The 17159-nt window shown below is 53.6% G+C and carries 21 protein-coding genes; 12 read left to right on the forward strand and 9 right to left on the reverse strand.

The window, feature by feature from the left end:
- Positions 1-419 precede the first annotated feature (419 nt).
- Positions 420-941 carry a hypothetical protein gene (locus tag ACAM29_RS20510; protein ID WP_369625439.1) on the reverse strand — a complete coding sequence of 174 codons (522 nt, stop codon included), beginning with the start codon at positions 939-941 and terminating at the stop codon, positions 420-422.
- A gap of 176 nt (positions 942-1117) precedes the next feature.
- On the opposite strand from ACAM29_RS20510, the gene ACAM29_RS20515 reads away from it, so the two are divergent.
- From ACAM29_RS20515 to ACAM29_RS20545, 7 genes are all read left to right on the forward strand, one after another.
- Positions 1118-1783, forward strand: coding sequence for a hypothetical protein (locus tag ACAM29_RS20515; RefSeq protein ID WP_369625440.1), 666 nt, complete (start codon positions 1118-1120; stop codon positions 1781-1783).
- A 15-nt stretch (positions 1784-1798) separates the two neighbouring features.
- Positions 1799-2725 (forward strand): hypothetical protein, encoded by a 927-nt coding sequence (locus ACAM29_RS20520; protein ID WP_369625441.1) that lies wholly within the window; start codon positions 1799-1801, stop codon positions 2723-2725.
- A 29-nt stretch (positions 2726-2754) separates the two neighbouring features.
- Positions 2755-3750, forward strand: a complete 996-nt coding sequence (locus ACAM29_RS20525; RefSeq protein ID WP_369625442.1) for a hypothetical protein — start codon at positions 2755-2757, stop codon at positions 3748-3750.
- Positions 3751-3765: 15 nt separating this feature from the next.
- A complete protein-coding gene (locus ACAM29_RS20530; RefSeq protein WP_369625443.1) occupies positions 3766-4392 on the forward strand; it encodes a hypothetical protein in 627 nt (208 codons plus the stop codon).
- Between the two features lie 322 nt (positions 4393-4714).
- Positions 4715-6037: a hypothetical protein gene (locus ACAM29_RS20535; RefSeq protein ID WP_369625444.1), complete on the forward strand. Its 1323-nt coding sequence runs from the start codon at positions 4715-4717 to the stop codon at positions 6035-6037.
- Positions 6038-6149: 112 nt separating this feature from the next.
- The gene (locus tag ACAM29_RS20540) at positions 6150-7445 is read left to right on the forward strand and encodes a hypothetical protein (RefSeq protein WP_369625445.1); all 1296 of its coding nucleotides are present in this window, start codon (positions 6150-6152) and stop codon (positions 7443-7445) included.
- Between the two features lie 17 nt (positions 7446-7462).
- A complete protein-coding gene (locus tag ACAM29_RS20545; protein ID WP_369625446.1) occupies positions 7463-7870 on the forward strand; it encodes a hypothetical protein in 408 nt (135 codons plus the stop codon).
- Between the two features lie 74 nt (positions 7871-7944).
- Here ACAM29_RS20545 and ACAM29_RS20550 read toward each other — a convergent pair whose 3' ends face one another.
- The 3 genes from ACAM29_RS20550 to ACAM29_RS20560 form a co-directional block, all read right to left on the reverse strand.
- On the reverse strand, positions 7945-9078 hold the full coding sequence (locus ACAM29_RS20550) for an RNA-guided endonuclease InsQ/TnpB family protein (RefSeq protein ID WP_369625447.1): 1134 nt from the start codon (positions 9076-9078) through the stop codon (positions 7945-7947).
- A gap of 100 nt (positions 9079-9178) precedes the next feature.
- Positions 9179-9904 (reverse strand): TraX family protein, encoded by a 726-nt coding sequence (locus tag ACAM29_RS20555; protein ID WP_369625448.1) that lies wholly within the window; start codon positions 9902-9904, stop codon positions 9179-9181.
- Entirely contained in the window at positions 9898-10443 is a 546-nt protein-coding gene (locus tag ACAM29_RS20560) for a DUF2726 domain-containing protein (RefSeq protein ID WP_369625449.1), read from the reverse strand. The genes ACAM29_RS20555 and ACAM29_RS20560 overlap by 7 nt, the downstream gene beginning before the upstream one ends.
- Before the next feature lie 94 nt (positions 10444-10537).
- On the opposite strand from ACAM29_RS20560, the gene ACAM29_RS20565 reads away from it, so the two are divergent.
- From ACAM29_RS20565 to ACAM29_RS20575, 3 genes are all read left to right on the forward strand, one after another.
- Positions 10538-11395 carry a DsbC family protein gene (locus tag ACAM29_RS20565; RefSeq protein WP_369625450.1) on the forward strand — a complete coding sequence of 286 codons (858 nt, stop codon included), beginning with the start codon at positions 10538-10540 and terminating at the stop codon, positions 11393-11395.
- Between the two features lie 184 nt (positions 11396-11579).
- Positions 11580-11885, forward strand: a complete 306-nt coding sequence (locus tag ACAM29_RS20570; protein WP_369625451.1) for a hypothetical protein — start codon at positions 11580-11582, stop codon at positions 11883-11885.
- A 62-nt stretch (positions 11886-11947) separates the two neighbouring features.
- On the forward strand, positions 11948-12622 hold the full coding sequence (locus ACAM29_RS20575) for a hypothetical protein (RefSeq protein ID WP_369625452.1): 675 nt from the start codon (positions 11948-11950) through the stop codon (positions 12620-12622).
- 16 nt (positions 12623-12638) lie between these two features.
- Here the strand turns inward: ACAM29_RS20575 and ACAM29_RS20580 are convergent, their stop codons facing one another.
- From ACAM29_RS20580 to ACAM29_RS20600, 5 genes are all read right to left on the reverse strand, one after another.
- Positions 12639-12938 carry a LexA family protein gene (locus ACAM29_RS20580; protein WP_369625453.1) on the reverse strand — a complete coding sequence of 100 codons (300 nt, stop codon included), beginning with the start codon at positions 12936-12938 and terminating at the stop codon, positions 12639-12641.
- Between the two features lie 146 nt (positions 12939-13084).
- Positions 13085-14026 (reverse strand): DNA-processing protein DprA, encoded by a 942-nt coding sequence (locus ACAM29_RS20585; RefSeq protein ID WP_369625454.1) that lies wholly within the window; start codon positions 14024-14026, stop codon positions 13085-13087.
- A gap of 43 nt (positions 14027-14069) precedes the next feature.
- Complete coding sequence (locus ACAM29_RS20590; protein ID WP_369625455.1) at positions 14070-14264, reverse strand: hypothetical protein; 195 nt, start codon at positions 14262-14264, stop codon at positions 14070-14072.
- Positions 14265-14531, reverse strand: coding sequence for a hypothetical protein (locus tag ACAM29_RS20595; RefSeq protein WP_369625456.1), 267 nt, complete (start codon positions 14529-14531; stop codon positions 14265-14267). It abuts the gene before it with no gap.
- A gap of 71 nt (positions 14532-14602) precedes the next feature.
- Positions 14603-15106: a DNA N-6-adenine-methyltransferase gene (locus tag ACAM29_RS20600; protein WP_369625457.1), complete on the reverse strand. Its 504-nt coding sequence runs from the start codon at positions 15104-15106 to the stop codon at positions 14603-14605.
- A gap of 256 nt (positions 15107-15362) precedes the next feature.
- Here ACAM29_RS20600 and ACAM29_RS20605 point away from each other — a divergent pair, with 256 nt between their 5' ends.
- Both ACAM29_RS20605 and ACAM29_RS20610 read left to right on the forward strand, forming a co-directional pair.
- Positions 15363-15962, forward strand: coding sequence for a hypothetical protein (locus ACAM29_RS20605; protein ID WP_369625458.1), 600 nt, complete (start codon positions 15363-15365; stop codon positions 15960-15962).
- Positions 15963-16084: 122 nt separating this feature from the next.
- Positions 16085-17152 carry an RNA-guided endonuclease InsQ/TnpB family protein gene (locus tag ACAM29_RS20610; RefSeq protein ID WP_369625459.1) on the forward strand — a complete coding sequence of 356 codons (1068 nt, stop codon included), beginning with the start codon at positions 16085-16087 and terminating at the stop codon, positions 17150-17152.
- The last annotated feature ends 7 nt before the right edge of the window (positions 17153-17159 follow it).

Here is a 17159-nt window from a genome sequence, read left to right on the forward strand (position 1 = left end):
GACACGAACAAGCGATTTAACCGGTCTAACCGGTCTATGTCCTGCTGGCAGGCAAAAAAAAATGCTTTAAGCGCCCTGAATCCTGACAAAGATCCGAACACCGGATGCTGAGGGAACCCTCAAATAGCGAAACGTCAGGAATCAGGGCGTAACAGCGGATGAAATCGCTCAAAAGCCTGACAACGGAGTGCGTGATCATGCTCTTGCTGTGCCCGGAGTGGGTAGAATCACCCATACTGTCAGGGATTAGGTCGCTTGTAGACCAATATACGCCCTGATCCCTGACAGTAATGCTGAGAGTGGAATTCTCCAGGTTGGCGAAATGGCGGTAAGACTCAAGGGTCGTGTTGGCAATGCGTATTGGTCAGGGAATAGGGCGGCAAGGGGGCTATTCCCAGCGCGATTGCTGCTGGAGGTGTTCACGGAAGGTTGTTGGTGACTTCGCTTCGGACGATGACGCAGCTTCCGGTTAAATCCTCCAAGGCCACCTTGCTCATGTCTTTGGAGTAAATAGGCTTGCCGGCCACTTCACCTATGTATTCGTAGTCTTTGAAGAATCTTTCGCGCACGCTTATACAAGACTGATTTGGGAAAGTGACTACGTGCATCATAGAAACATCGCAACGACCTGTATTCCCGGGCTGAGGTATGACGGTGCCATGTGCAAATCCGGTCGTGTCATCCTCAAACCTCTTAAGGTTGAAGAAAGCGTAATATCGGTTCGCTGTATTTTCCTTTGGTGCTGTCGTCCATGCCCCGTTCCGGGGGTTAGTACCGTTGATGTACTTATCAACGGTACGGACTTGGTTAATACATTTTGTGGCTCCGTACTCGATAGCGGATTCTGTGATAGGACCGCCTTTGTATTCCTCGTCAGTCGCAATCGCAGTGTTGAGCATCAGAGGGCATGCCAGCAATGAGGCTAAAACCAACTTCTTCATTACGTACTCCAATCAGTGTGTATTCACCGGCATTTTAACATCTTCAAGTACACGGTGTGGCACCCGAGGACTGTATGTTATATATTCAGTTAAACCAAGTCAGTTGGATAGGGACAATGGGCAACTACCCTTTACGTCATTTTTCTTCCCTCACTCACGTGGGGGATGTGAAAGGTGTGAAACCGAAGACTGGCCGCTTCAGCTACGAAGGCGCAGGGCTCTCGGTTTCCGATTGCCCGGATGCCTGGCGTCGCATTGGGCGTGGCCATGTGGCTGGTAAGAATTGGGCGTTGTCGTCGCAAGAAGGGTCATTGAGGTTGATCGATTATTACGCCATCGATCAGGATCCAGCCTTTCAAGCAGAGGTGGTCGGGTTCAGTGTTCAGGAAGGGCTTCTGAAGCCCGTAGAGCTCTGGCGCGTAACCTTTTTTGATGATGAGCTTGATGGCGAGTGTTTTTCGGATCACTGCTCATACGAAGAGGCCTTCATCGAGGCGGATGAAGATGAGACCTGCATAACCAAGATTCAGGGGTATCAGGCAACAGCCGCTCTGTGTGAACGGGCGAACGTTGAGCGAGTCGATCCTGTCATTGCGTTCGAGCAAGCGGCGCTCGTGTACTTGAAAGAGCACACAGATGCACATGGCGTGTGGTGGCAGGACACGTTGGATCCTTTGCGATACTCCGCGCCGCGGGGTGTCATTTTTCAATCGGCCATCAGCGCGGGCAATATTTCGGTAACAGAAGAGGTGGGGGGGGGGCAACTACTCCTGCCGGGACCCGAGAACAGTGTAGATCCGCTCATGCCGGAGCTTACGCCCAGTTTGGCACTCAAAATGTGAATGGAGAGCATCACGATGCAAGTACAAGTCAAAACCTCATGCAAGATTGTGTATGACACCTCTCTGGTTGACGATTACACGGGTGATTATAAAGTTGCGGAGAAACTGATTCACAATCAATTGGATGGAGAAGTCCGCTGGCGGATTCATGAAGGGTTCTTGACGGGCGGTATGGTTGATGTCGAAGTGGATCGACATGATTTTGCTGTGCACGTGAACCGTGATGCGGACAACAGCGTTGTGCATTCGGATGTTCTGCTGAATGTGACGTACGACCTGTTGAACCACCAGGCGGAAGAGTTCGATTTTGCTAAGCAGCTCGAATACATCTTCCAGCACATGGCAGGCGAGGGCGCCATGTCCGGCGACACAGACCTTATGGTAGAAAGTTGGAAATTCGCGCCCCACGGTAATGAGGTGTCTATCATAAAGATGGAACGTACGACTCAGCCGCCGGTTAGCGCAGACGAGAGTGATCCGCTCTACGTCATCGGCATTGGCACCGCAATGCGCAATGTCGTCGACCTTAAGAGCTACCAGGCTGCTAAGGGTCTGGATACCAGCGATCAGATGTCTCACCAAGATGCATTTAACCTCTACCAGCGTGTGGTTGAACACTGCAACGCTGACGATGACGGCTTTGATATCGAAGGCCTCCACGCGTTTGAAAAGTACCGTGAAGTTGATGGCATGGAGTCGTCCCCGAACGAGGTGCTGATGGAGATTAATAATCAGGCGGTCGGTATTCAAAAGGCCATCAAAACGGCCTTAAAACTAGCGCATACCGGCCTGGTAGATGCAGCAATAGAGGCTGATCTGGATTCTGACGCAAATACCTGGGATATGCGCGAGATGATGTGTCGCGGGTATGCGCAAGAAGTGGGCTCTTTGAATGACCCGCTGGCACCGTCCAACGGTTCAGCATCACCTGAGTTGCAGTGAAAAGCGAATAACTACGAAGGAATACGAAAATGACAAAGCTGAAGCTGTCAGAGCTGCTTGACCGCTGGCATGCGCTTGCAGAAATCCCGGTGAATGAGAATGAGGAAACCGTTGTACCCTTTATGGATTTTGCCGCTGAAATACCTCGCGCCACCATATTTGAATGGTTTGAGGAGCAGCACGCCTGCTTTTCTGCCGGTAATGCCATGCAAGGGAACTTTGCGACGATTTTCGATAAGAAATTCCGGGTTTCGATCGAGATTGAAACCGACTTGCGCAACGCCCTACAGGAACTGGAAGCCAATGGCGTCGATGCCTCTGAAGTGGGTGGCAGTTATCTGGAGGAAGTGTCTCGCGAAGAGATTGGATATGCCTTGGATGAAGCCAAGATCAAGTTGTTGAAAGGTTTCACAGAAGGGAATGATGCGCGTGAGTATGGTGAATGCCGGTATTCCTTTGAGGTTGAAGAGGTGCAGACCACAACCCCGATCAGCCCAGAGCACTTACAGGATGCAATAAACGAACATCTGGAATCAGCCGTGGCGCTCGTCCTCAAGCACATGGATGATTACGGCCTCAAGGAGGAAGACAATCAAGGCCTGGCTATCGTCAATCGTATTCAGGATGTGATGAAGGCTGTTAACGGCATTGAGGCTGCGCATATCAAAACCGACAAGACAGTGCCGGTGATCATATCCGTCACAGCAAGGGAGGGTGCAGAGCTTGACGAAGACGATGAGACAATTCCGGGGCGGTACCTGATACGTGTGCCGGGGAATATTCCTGAGGAGCATCTGGCGGCAGCCGCACTCGATGCCTTTCATGACAAAATTCCGATCGGTGTTCTTGACGACTTCGATATCGTGACCACTGATGGCCGCTCGGGTGAAGAGATCTTCGATCACGCATCGACCGGAGGCTACGAATGGTCACACTTGAATCTGGATGTCGATTGGCTGGATGCAGCGCCAGAGGATGATCCTCTGATGGGCTCTGCTGGCACTTCTTCTCCCGCCATGAGATAAATCGAGGGAATGCACATGTACGATACAGTAATCTTGGTAAAGGCCCTTGGCGACGCTAACACGGGTCAGGACGCATCCTATTGCGTTATGCTCAACTCATCCGTGGTAATGGAGTCCGATAGCGAGGCAGGGGTCAGTGCTCAGTATGTGCAGGACGCGGCAGGTGCGATCGCGGATGGTGTTTGCGTAAATGCTTGGGAGATTGAAGTCACGGGCATGGGCACTGCCAGTGAAGCGATAGGCGCTCTGATCGATGACCACGCTCTTGATCAGGGGATTGAAGGTATCGCTAAGCTCCTGATGGAGCAAGATGGTGGTCCGACAGAGGGTGATGGATATTCCATTACCGATATGCGGGTGCGTTATGATTTGGGCTCCGATGGGACTACATCAGCAAATCCGGAGGGCGATTTCGATATTGATTCGGCCCATTTTCGTGCCATTCGTCATGCAGCGCATGCCAAGGGCGGTTCAGAGACTGATTTCATGAATGCAGCCGTGATGATTCGACGCGAGTGTCGCACCCTCTATCGGCCTGGTGAAGTGGTGGATGATCTAGAACTATTGGCCGACATTCGTGCGCATATGATTGAACAGGATCCCCTGGCCGGGCAGTCTGCGTCCCCATCACCCGCCTTATAATTTGAGGTGCCTATGTGGTTAAGCAAACCCGATCGCTTGAAGCTCACGGATGTCATTGCGATCTGGTGGCTTAGCCACCTGTTGTGGGCCTACGGATGTCTTGCGCCGGCCCTGGCGCTTCTGGCGTGGCCTGCAGAGTTGACCGGCGTATTTTCGGCTTTTATGTTCGCAAACGCACTGTTAATGACCCACGATCTGGTAGACTTTAAACCTAAAGCGGTCAGAACATTCGATACCTATCTCAAGGCCGTTATACTGGCTCCGGTTTACCTTTTCCTGCGAGCCTCTATCAAACATCGATAGGCAATAGGTCTTCAGCCATATGCGCAAAGAACTTCTGAGAGTTGGTATTTTGTTCTCATGCATGCTCAGCCCCTTGGGTATGGCCGTATCCTTCGACCAGGTCGTGAAAGAACAACGTTCCAATCAGTCGGTGACGGCAATTGAAATGCTGCCAGCCGCATTGACTGAGCATGTGATGACCACCGGTACGGCTCCCTCAAACCCTGTCGTAGTGACGAATCCGCTGGTGCAGGATGGGCGAATTTTGGTGGTACCCATGGGCACTCGGCTTGATGGGGCGCTGGCGTCCGCATTTGGATCGGAGTACCGATCGACACGGGGGTACCAGTGCCTTGGACTCCGGGCACTGGATTTACCCGATCCTAACACCCCGACCCAGGCTCATGTTCTAACCGATGAAACCGGCCTGCGAATGGGTGAGCCCTATCTTCATGTGATCGAGTTTAACGCGCAAGACAGTGCGGATCATGCAATGTCGGTCATCTATGAGGGGCAAGATCTCGTATCCGGCGAGCACTTCAAGCGCTTTATGCCGGTCTTCCTCTTGATGCATGAATGGTACCACACAGGGACTGCTGATCTTCGCGACTGCAAGGAAGAAACGCCGCTCGATATGCGTTTTGTATCTGAAGTAGCCGCTGATGTATTCGCGGCCATTATGACAGGGCGCGTGATGGAAACTCAGGCGGTACCAGCTGGTGAGATACAGACATTTATCCATGACCTGGTGCAATGGCGAACCGTTGCCGCCAAAGCGGCCTGTGGGCACAATGCCCTGACACATCTATCCCAGCCTGCTCTAATGGCGATAGAGCAGGCCTGGGGCGCTGATGATGCTCCACTGCTCGATGCCGCTAAGGGTATGCAGAACACTGAGAAGGTGGCCATTGACGTTGCACGCCAGCTCTATACGCTTGTGGCGACTGATGAAGCAGTTTTGAGCCGCGAAGCGCTGACCGAGATGATTGACCTGTTGCGGATGCCGGGTGTTCACTTTGATCAGCAGATTGGCTGGCTCTGGAAAACGCATTTCAGTAGCCGACAGTCACCCTTATTGGTGCGCTTGGTCCACGATTACATTGCAGATGCTGACGGTTTCGTTGCGATGACGGATGAGGATGCACGGCAGTATATTGACCAGATGGCACGTATGCGCGGGGGTGACAACAGCCCATGGTCAAAGACGGTCACAGCACCGCTTGAGCGCTGGATGCTGATGGAGCCTGAAGCGCTGGAGGGTACCTTCAACTCGCTTGCGGCCCGTATAGACCTGTCCGGTGCCATCGGGGGTAAGGGCGTTTCAGAATTTGTTGCCAGCCTGAGGCCGGTGCCCGCCCAATAAGCAAAAGGTCGGTTGCTTTGACCTTGAGCGCCAAGGACTCTATTATGGGTTTAACCATTTATCGTAACGGTCGATTATTCCCAGCGACCCAGATGACCCTGACAGGAGTTCAATGATGAACGCACGAGCTGAAGCACCACTTTCAGTGCAGTATATCAATAAGGCTGAATCCCTCGCCAAGCAGTGCATCACCAATCAGGATCGCTGGTCGCCGGACGATGTCATGAACACGGCTGAGTCGATTGATATCCATAGCACGTTTGAGCTGGGTAGTGATGGCGGTAACGTACGTGTTGACATAGTCCTGAGTTGTGAGTTTTCTTTCGACTCAGAGGATTGGACGCAGGGTGTGGTACAGATCCACGTTCCGAGTATAGAGACGCAGGACGATGCAGAGCGTTTGCTGACGCATGATGCTCGCGAAGCGATTCGTCATCAGCTGTGTGAGGCTGTGCGATTTTATGGCGACATGATTAAGGCCTGCGAGGTTCAGGGCCTGCCGGTTCCCCACAACCCGGAAATCCGGGTGCACTTTTGCCAAGGCGCCGTGCGCCAGGCTTTCCAGGCGGACAATGCGCATCCGGCTGTTCCTGAAGTGAAAACCACCTATGAATGGAATCCCGTTCGTGAGCTTCATAAGCGTCTTGGGCTGATCACAACCCCCAGCGAGGCCGCCGTAGCACTGGATGACTTCCTGCAGATATCAGGTCTGCACGATGGTCTTGCCCGGTCGATGACGGCAGACGAGATTATGTACGATCTGAAGCTTTCCGGACGCGCCCATGAGGCAGAGCTGATCGAAGCGGTGCGTGAGCGCATCCAGATGCCTGCGCCTTGCCCAGAGACCCTGCCTGCGTTAGACGCCGCTAAAGCAGCGGTACAGACGATCCGCGATCAGAACGGGGTGGATATCTCGGTACGGCACGATGGGGCCGATATTGTCGGTGAGATTGAGCTAGCCAGCCGTATGCTCCCCAATGGGATTATGTTTGAGGGGAGCGCGCTGGCGAGATTGTACGACGGACGCGCCATTCCGAAGGTCGAAATGCTGATTGAGCCCGAGGTCTTTGATGCTTCCATTAATCATGTTCCCACCCAGATGGCTGTGAGGTCTGCCGTTGAGCATCTGAAGTCGTTTGCCGCTGGATCGACATACGATCCGGCGCAGATTGAACAGGTTTGGGTCAAAGGCATTCCGGACAACCATATGACAGACGATTGTCCAATTACGGCGCAGGTTGATGCCTTTGTTAATCGTGCTTCAATGGGCGAAATACGAGATACGCTGGTTGCCATGGCGAAGCGATTACCCCCTGAGGAGGTGGCGGAGGTTTTACCATCGCTGAGTGCTGAGCATGATCCACTGGCGCCCCAGTCAAAATTGACGACAAACTTTCAATGTATCTGAAATACAGGGGATTTCGCATGAATAAGCAGGAGCTTATTGAATTTTTGATCAGCAATGAAACACCGTTTAAAGTTCAGGGTGATACTATTGAAGTCAGGGGTCACTTGGATCTCCGAGCTCTTCCCGTCACTGCTTTACCTGATAATTTGCGGGTAACACAGTCGCTCTTGCTTTGTGGTACCCAGGTGGAGCGTCTGCCGACGAACCTTACCGTGGGTTTGCATTTGTCCTTAAGTTCGACCCCGGTTCAGGCGCTTCCTGAAGATATTCAGGTTTCGGGCGACGTATATGTGGACGGTACGGGGATAAAAGAGTATCCAGAAGGCCTCAACATCGGAGGCGAAATCTTTGGCGTTGCTGAGCCTGACGTTATGGCACCGTTCTATCCAGAAGGTCTGAACAGTAGTCACGAACCCAAGTTGTGACTGCTCACCGCCCTAGCGGGCGATGCTTCCAACGTCACAGGCAGTAACCGGCGCGTGGCCGGACTTACACCGCCTCAGTTGGCAGGAACGGACAGTCCTTCCGCTCTTAACTTCAACAGTCCCTGCTGGCGGATATTGATCGCGGCATTAATGTCGCGGTCGATGCCGGTGACACCACAGGCTGGGCAGTCCCAGCGTCGGACATTCAGCGGCATCGAATCCACTTTTTGGCCGCAGCCAGCACAAGTCTTGGAGCTGGCAAACCAGGGATCGATCTTGACCAGGTGTTTACCGGCCTGTTCGGCCTTATACGCCAGCTTCGTTATCAGGCTGTGCCAACCGGCATCGGCGATGTGCTTAGCCAGCTTCCGGTTTTTCAGCAGGTTTTTCACTTTCAAGGTCTCAACAGTCACCGCTTGGTTTTCGTCGACAATCTGTCGAGACAGTTTATGCTGGAAGTCAGCGCGGGCGTTGGCCAAGCGCTCATGCGCCTTGGCCACCAGTAGCCGGGTCCTGGCCCGGCCCCGACTGCCTTTCTGGCAGCGGGACAGGGCTTTTTGCTTGCGCCGCAGGTTGGCAGCGGCACGTTTCAGAAACCTCGGATTCGGTATTTTCACGCCGTCCGAGGTAATGCACAGATCGGTCAGGCCCATGTCGATGCCAACGACCCGATCCAGTGTCTGCATCGGCACAGGTGGTGGCTGTCCGTCATCGGTTAGAATCGAAGCGTAGTAGTGACCGGTTACGGTGCGACTCAGGGTAATGCTCTTCACCCTGCCGGTGATTTCACGATGGATCCATGCCTTGATCCGATCCAGCTTGGGGATTTTGATCCAGCGATCACCCGCGCTGACGCAGGTGCAGTGGTAGCTGGATTGTGTCCCGCGCTTGGATTTGAAGCGCGGAAACCGCGCCGCCAGCTGCGGGTTGAAGAAGTTGGTGAAGGCCGTATCCAGATTGATCACCGCCTGCTGCAGCGCGATAGAATCAAAGTCTTTAAGCCAATGATATTTGCGGGATTTCTTCGCGACCGCCAGTAACGGCTTGATGTCGCGTTTGGCGCGCAACTTCACTCCGTGTCGCTTATACTGGGCTCGCATCAGCCACAGCGCTTTGTTGTAACAAAAGCGCACAGCACCGAACTGCTGGTTCAAGAAACCAGCCTGTTCAGGCGTTGGGTAGATGCGAACTTTGGTGGCGGTGATCATACCTGTATATTACCACAGTGATTGGGTCGGTGTTACAACACCGCTTCGCGGTGCCCGCTTATATCACCGCCTGAGTAGGCGATGGTTTACGCGGGAAGTGCTAAGGAGTTGCTGTTAAAAGGCCAATCCCAGCAATGCATATTAGATGCCCGGGATAGAACCCTCGCCATAACCAGGAAGGGGCTCTTGGGCATTGGATCTCACGAATCACGTACCCCTCGAAATTTAACAACATCATCAAGGTGGTTGCACATACCACTGTGACCGACAACATCATGCTGTGATAGGACCCCATGACGCCAATGATGAGCGTCATCAGCGTCAGCAATGCGCGCATACCATAATTGACCAAGCGGTGCGTGATGCTCAATACGGCAGCTAGTGAACACATCCACAGGATCCCCGCAAGGCCGTAGTCATAGCGGATGTTGAACCCAGTCATTAGGGTGATGAGGCACAGGGACATGCCAAGCACGATGAGTTGCTTCTGCTGGTATCCTTGAATCAGGCTCGCACCCAGGGCCAGGGACACGCAGACATTCCATTTCCACTCATACAGAGGCAGGCTGAGTGTGTCGGGGTGCATGGCTGCGAGGTAGGGTATCTGTGCGATCAGGGCGAGACTCCAAAGGCGCATAAGATGCCGCGTTGATGGGCGCGTTTTCGATGTCCACACCACCAAACCTGCATATAGCGGGTATGCGATACGTCCAATGGTGGATGACAGCAACCAACTATGGCCTTCCATATTGAGCCACAACGGTGACTGTACGATGTGGTCCACCAGCATCGATGACATTGCCAGCCACTGTAGTGCATTCAGCATTTTGAGTCCTTTTTCTGATGTGTAGCGTGGGCGATTCTTTGACGGATTACATTTACATCATACTGACGCGCTGCCGGCACCCGTATCAACGGGAGTCCCGCAGTGGCGCAGGCCTCGTTGACAAAGGTATCCCGAACACCACGGTCTCGGCGATCATGAGATCGGTCGTCCAGTTCAATCGCACATACGATACGCAAGCTCTTGCGATCAACCAGTACGTAATCCAAATGTTTGGACGAGATCTGGGTGAAGTAACGCCAGAACCGCTTGCGGTTTGAAGTGGTCACGCGCAACACGTCTGCAATGCGGACTTTGCCAAAGACCCTTAGGTCCTCCGGCGTTGCCTGATCCAGCGTGTTTAGGAAGTGTCGCTCGGCGGGTGTAAACAGGTCGGGGATACGGCCATAGGGTAATGCTCGGTTCTTGAAGATGAATAGGGCGAGTAAGCCAGCCAATACGAAGATGGCGGCAGCGGCTCCAAGAATCGCCATTGAGTGGAAATCACCCAAGGCAGACAGATGAGGGATGGTGTTTGGCATATGCAATAAAGCCCAAGTGAATCGACATTGTGATAATATAGGGTATCATCATTTGTGGTTTTAGTGGCCGCATATCTCATACAAAGGAATCGCTATGCGCATTAAGATGCTCCCCCTTGCTGTAACAACATCGCTGTTGATGACCATGTCTGCCTATGCTTATTCAAACGAAGAACTGTTGAACTCAGGTGACTGGGGGAAGCCCCTCGTTGCGGTTGAAGGCGGTGATCACCCGCACGTCAGCAACGCCAGCAAGATGTTCTCGATCCCGATGGACGCAATTAATCCTCTGACGTCCCCGCTGCCCGGCTTTGATATCCTGGCCATCCGGGGCACTACGGACTTTGCACTAGCATCGCAAGATGGCCGCTTCCTCATTATCGAAGGCCAGCTGATCGATGCACAAACGGGCCAGTCGCTCTCTCAGGCGATCACGGATCGGCTTGATCGAGAGAATTGGGATAGCCGTGTGAGCCTGCTGAAGACCATTGACGCTCATGTGATCGACTACCCAGCCGCCGGCGAGGAAAAGGCTGTCGTCACGGTATTTACGGATACCACGTGCCCATTCTGTACCCGACTGCACAATGAGATGAAGGCCATCAATGATCAGGGTATCACAGTGCGCTATGCGCTTTTCCCGCGTGGTGGCGAGCAATCTCCTGAATATGCGGCCCTCACTCATGTTTTGGCTGAATCGGACGTAGCCAAGCAGAAAACGTTGCTTGACCAAGGATTTGAGGCACATGGCTTGCACAAGGACTCTGACTATTCGGCGCTGAACGCAGAGGGTAAGGCTGCACTGGATGCCTTGCTGAACGCAGGCAATGGCGCTGGGCTGACGGGGACGCCCTATGTTGTCATGTCCAACGGATCACAGTTTTCGGGTTTTGGAGGTGTTGAACAATTCATTGACGCGATCCAAAGTCGCTTGGATACGCAATCAGAGTAACACGTATGTCGCAGTTGTGGGCTGAGTATGGCCGCGTCATGCAAGAGGCGATCGATCAGGCCAAGAGGCAGGGCAACTTCGGAGTCTTGCCTTACAGTGGGTTCAACAGATACCTGAGGCGGATATTTGCGAGTGTTTTCAGGCATAAACTAGAAAATAAAATATTGCTTTTAAGGAGAGGGCTATGATGTTGAAACGAGCCACCTCAACATTCATGTTGGCAATTTGTGCGACTCGGGCTTATGCAGGCGGTTTCGAGCTAAGCGATGTAATCGCTAAATTTGGAGGCCAGTTTTCTGAGGCGGGCGTCTGGGTACAGACGGTATTTGCGTTCCTTGGTTTTTGCCTGGTAGGCATTGGAATTTGGAAGCTTGCGATAGTCAGGGGAGAACAATCCAACGGCCCCGCAAACACAGACTGGCGTTTTTCGCCGGGCCTGATCAGCTTGGTGTGTGGTGCTTTTTTTGTTGATCATGGTGGCCGTGATTGAGATGGTCATTCAATCATCTTTCGGGGCTTCGACGAACACCTTGGATAAGATAGGGCTTTGATATGACGTCTGAATCGAATGACACAATTCAGTTTTACCACGGCGGCCGAGATTGGGTCGGCCCTTTCGAGGTAAGCCCCAAGAACTCCAAGGTCATGGAGTATGGGCCAGGCCTATACCTGACCAATGGTATTGAAACCGCTCGCCACTATGCCCGTGGCGGCGGCATTGTTCAAACCGTGGACGTTGACCCGAACGCACGTCTGTTGAGCGGTGTTAAGAGCGGCGTTGGTCACATGGAGCAGTTCATTGCAGCCAATCGTGTTCGATCGGGTAAAAAAGTGATCGCGAACCTGCATCGAAATGCAGAACGCCACGGATCCGACCGCATTGGGCTGGACTATCTGATAACCCTCATGATCAACCACAATGCCTTAACACCCTCAGTGGCAGCCCCGCTGAACGAGTTTATCGTGGGGGAGGGCGCTGATCTGGATGTTTTCTCTGCACCCATGTTCGGCTCTGCCGGCGGTGGCAGTGATCAGTGGGTGGTAGTGTTCAATCCGGAGGTTGTCGTAGCACGTGCTCGCGTGGACATGAAGGCTTTTGATTGGTCACGGACGCATCTGCCTACCTATGAGGAGCAGATGGCTGCGCTGGCGCTTAACAATGAAGTTGACCCCCTTGGCACCGCTGTTTGTGCTGAACAATACGCGGGGAAGAGACCGTCCCTTTAGGGCGGTCAGGGAATCGCTACTCAGTGTTTTTCATGTAAGGAACCCCGCCCGCGCTTGAGCGCATCTGGCGCACCACGCCTGCTATAACGCCAAACACTTCAAGATGGTTCGGATCGACCATTTTTACATCGGTTTTGCCTGATCCGTGCGCAATGAGTTTCACGCCAGTGTTGTTAACCCCTCCAAACTCGCGGCAGTAGAAGTCACCCTGAACATCGACCATGATGATGTCCCCAGGGCTCGGGGTAATACTGCTATCAATAACCAGAACATCACCATCATGAATGCCAATGCCGTGCATTTCATCGCCAGACATGCTCACAAATAGGTGGCGGCGGGGTGTTCTACGCAGAGTGTATTGAAATCCAGTTTGCCTTCAGCGAAATCTGCCGCAGGTGAAGGGAATGCCATGTGAGTTCTCCAAAGGTTGATTGCCAATTGTAGGCCGGTTGTCGTGTTGTTTCACGCAAAGAGACGCGGGTAGTCATCTCGGCCGTTGATGACGCGCATGGCAGTCAGTCGATCCGGGTCGCATTTGAGCAGTTGCGCTTTCTCGTCGGTGGGCGTTTCAGGATCGGTCAAACACCGGTTGGCTCGAATGCTATGAATATTGGATTCGAGGTCCGCATCAGTGGGGCGTACAACAGCCAAAAAGCGACCGGAGCGCAATGCCGCCCGTGACGCGTGCAAGCTGCCTCCGGACATACCGGACTGAACCAGAATAACGCCTTGAGCGAGTCCCGCCTGAACGCGGTCACGTTTTACGAAGTTTGCCGGTATCGGATCGGTACCGAAGGGAAATTGTGAAACCAGGGCGCCGCCGCGCTCAAGAATGGCTTCCGCCAGAGGTCTGTTGTCCTGAGGCGCAACTGTCTGCAGGCCATGTGCGAGTACAGCCACGGTGTGTCCCCTATGATCAATCACGCTTTGGTGTGCGATGGCATCGCATCCGAGCGCAAGCCCACTGACAATACTGGCGCCCTGCTCACTGCAGTACCCTGCAATACGGTGAGCAATGACGCTTCCATGCCGAGTGGGTTTGCGTGTTCCGACAATGGCAACTGACAGTGTCTCAGGCGCTGCAAGAGATCCTTTCACATAAAGAATGAAAGGGTCATCATGGCTGCTGGCCAGAAGAGGGGGATAGTCAGGATCAGCGCGTGAAAGAATGACAGCACTGTGAGCCTGGGCCTGATCAATCTGGAATTGCGCCCGATCCATGGCTTCGTCAATGGCGCCAGGAGAGAGTGTGATATTGCTTGGTAGACAAGGCTGCAGGGCATCAGGATCTTTTAATGCCACTTCACTGCCAAAGGCCGCATGAATCTTGCGCAGTGTTGCCGGGCCGATGCCCTTTACACAGCTCAAGGCTAAATAGTTCAACGTGCTATGGCTGCAAGACATTAGGCAAGTTCTCCTCTCGTGGGCCTGTTCATATTCATCGTTTTCAGGTATCCGCGGCATCTACCGGCACGAGTGCCGATTCTCGGCAAATCATTTGCTTGCCCTTTGATGCTCCGCTGGTGCGCTCAACAATCCATTCACGGCGACCGTGCGGTTCAATAAGCCGAACCGGGTTACCCGATTTTATGAAAGTACAGAGGTCATTTTTACTGAGCCTCTGCCGCTGGTTTTTGCTCATTTACGCAATTCCATTGTCTGGCGCCTGCTTCAGGAGCAGGCGGGCAACCCCCTCTCGACCAGCATATAAAACGCCATCCATTTCATTCTGCTCACGCTTCGTCATGTTCCGCCACTTCGAAATGTACGCATCCCCTTTTACCACGCCCTGCGGACCATCTATAGAGCTTGAGCCAACGCTATAGCCATTTTCCCTGAGCCACTTCTCGGCTTCATATTTGGCGGAAAATTCATCACCGTTACCGTTAAACAGTTTCTCGTATACCAAGGGTACTCTCCTGATTGTCTGTGAGGTGTTCATGTGACCTTGACAAGAGGCAAGTCTGCGTGAAACTTGCGTTAAGATTTCACAAGTATATACATTCCGCGATCGCTCATTCGCTCAAGAGCCTTGGCGCAGTCGCCGCCCCAAGCAAACATCACCGTACCTGCGCCACACCGGCTACGTTTATGCTGATTTTCACGGCCAGGCATGAACTCGATTCGCCCCTGAATAAACAACATAGCCGTGGCCGATCTCATGGCTGCCTGACACCAACTGGCATCTGTTCGGCTGAAGACCAGTGCAATCCCATTGGCGTGGGCGATCATTCGATTCATCCATCGCGGCGTTTCTTTACCATACGGCGGATTGAGCCATACCCGTCCATACCAAGGTTTGCTGAGACCGTCATCGAATATGGTGTACTTGGTAACTGCCGGTACCGCCGTGTCAATGTCGTGGGGGCTGGATGGGTCCAGGTCGAATTCGATGTTGAGCGCTTCGAATATCCACGCCGGGGTATACCACTCCGCGCTCTTGATAGGCGATCGCACGGTTTCAGTACCGAATAATCCGCTCATAACAACTTACACTCCCAGCATTTACGTGTTCTGTCCACAATGCGGTCCGCGTCTTTCAACCGCAATGCTTCAGGGCAACCGGCTCTCTGCCGCTGCCATAGACGAAGCTCGTACTCTCATTCCGTCAGTTGATGTGCCACGAAATCAATTTCACAACGCTCGTTAATCGATGCTCGTTGTATTGGTTTGACGTTGACCGCGTGAGTACCTACTATAGCAATAAATGGTTATACCGCAAATAAAAATGGTGGCCGATATGGGCAATCTCCCAATCATCCTGGATCTCGACTGCGTGGTGGCAGACATATCAGACCTGATGCAGCAGGCGTTTCTTGCCGAGACTGGAAAAGATATCCCAGTGTCGGCCTGGTACCAGTACTACCTGGATGAAATTTACGGTGTGTCGATGGATGCGCTGTTGTGTGCTCTAGTGAAGCATCAGGTTCTTGAACAGGCATACCCGTTTGCAGGGGCTCGAACCACTGTTGAGGCCTTGCAGAAGGCATTCCCTGTGGTTATGTGCACCAACCGATCCTACCATCCAGACGCGCAAGCCCTCACGGAGCAGTGGCTGGAAACGCATGGATTTCGTCCAGATGCTTTGGTCGTCAATGCGCATACGCGTTGCAAAGCCGAGGCCTGCGCCGCGTATAATGATCGGTTTTCTTGGATCGTAGACGACCACATAGGCAATATTAACCAAGCGCTGTCCAGCGGCCGAGTAGAGCGTGGCGCATTGATTCGCCAGCCTTGGAACCTGAACAGCGTGCTACGGGAAGCCGTGCATGAATACGCGAGTCTGCAGGCTTTCCACGATTTCATGCTCACCATCCCAGCCACAGCAGTGTATCCATAGCGATGAAGGTGGCTTACGGTTGCTGGGCTGACCAATACGCGCGTCAAGCCCCGTACTTTTAGTCCGGGGAAGGATAGCGCAACCGGCGCAGCCGGTTTGATAATACTGTATACTTGGACAGTATGAAACACACCAAAACCCTCAAGGTTCGGATCAAGGATCGCCACCGCTGTCTGCTTCAGCAGATGGCATGGTCAATCAATCAGGTCTGGAACTATGTGAACGAACTGAGCCAACGTTCGATCCGTGAACGGGGTGTGTTTCTGTCCGCCTACGACATCCAACCCTATACCAACGGTGCCGGTAAAGACCTCGGCCTGCACAGTCATACGGTACAGGAAGTTGGTCGCGAGTACGTCACCCGCCGGCAGCAGTTCAAAAAGACCCGGCTGCAATGGCGCAAGAGCGGCGGCGTGCGCCGCTCGCTCGGCTGGATTCCGTTCAAGTCCGGCGCGGTGAAATGGAAGAACGGCCAGATTTACCACAACGGCCACTACTTCAAGGTCTGGGACAGCTACGGGCTGGCCCGGTACCGGTTCAGAGCCGGCAGCTTCTCCGAAGATGCCCGCGGCCGTTGGTACCTCAATGTGGTCGTTGAAGTTGAGGCCGAGGTTCCGGCCGGTCAGGATGCGATCGGAATCGACCTCGGGCTCAAGGATACGGCCACCTGTTCGGATGGCACCCGGCTGGAGGCCGGACGCTTCTACCGGGATCTGGAACCGGCGCTGGGCCTGGCCCAGCGGGCACGGAAGAAACAACGCGTTAAGGCGATCCACGCCAAAATCGCCAACCGGCGTAAAGACGCCTTGCACAAGTTCAGCCGCCAATTGGTGGATCGCTGCGGCGTGATCATCATTGGCGATGTGAAATCATCCTCATTCACCCGTACGAACAGCGCCAAGTCGGTGTACGACGCCGGCTGGGCGATGCTGAAACAGTTCCTGTCCTATAAGAGCGCTGGCGCCGGGATCGTGTTTCAGGCGGTGAATGAGGCCTACACCACCCAGGCCTGTTCGTGTTGCGGCGCCCTTGGCGCCCACAGTCCGAAAGGACGAGTCGGCCTTGGAATAAGAGAATGGACCTGTGAGTGCGGTGTCACTCACGACCGCGATATCAACGCGGCCAGGAACATACTCGCGCTCGGGCATGGGCGTCTCGCAGGAGGAATCACCGCCTCTTCAGGGCGGTGAGGATGTC

This window comes from Marinobacterium sp. BA1, assembly GCF_041155135.1.
GTDB classification, from domain to species: Bacteria; Pseudomonadota; Gammaproteobacteria; order Pseudomonadales; family Balneatricaceae; genus Marinobacterium; species Marinobacterium iners.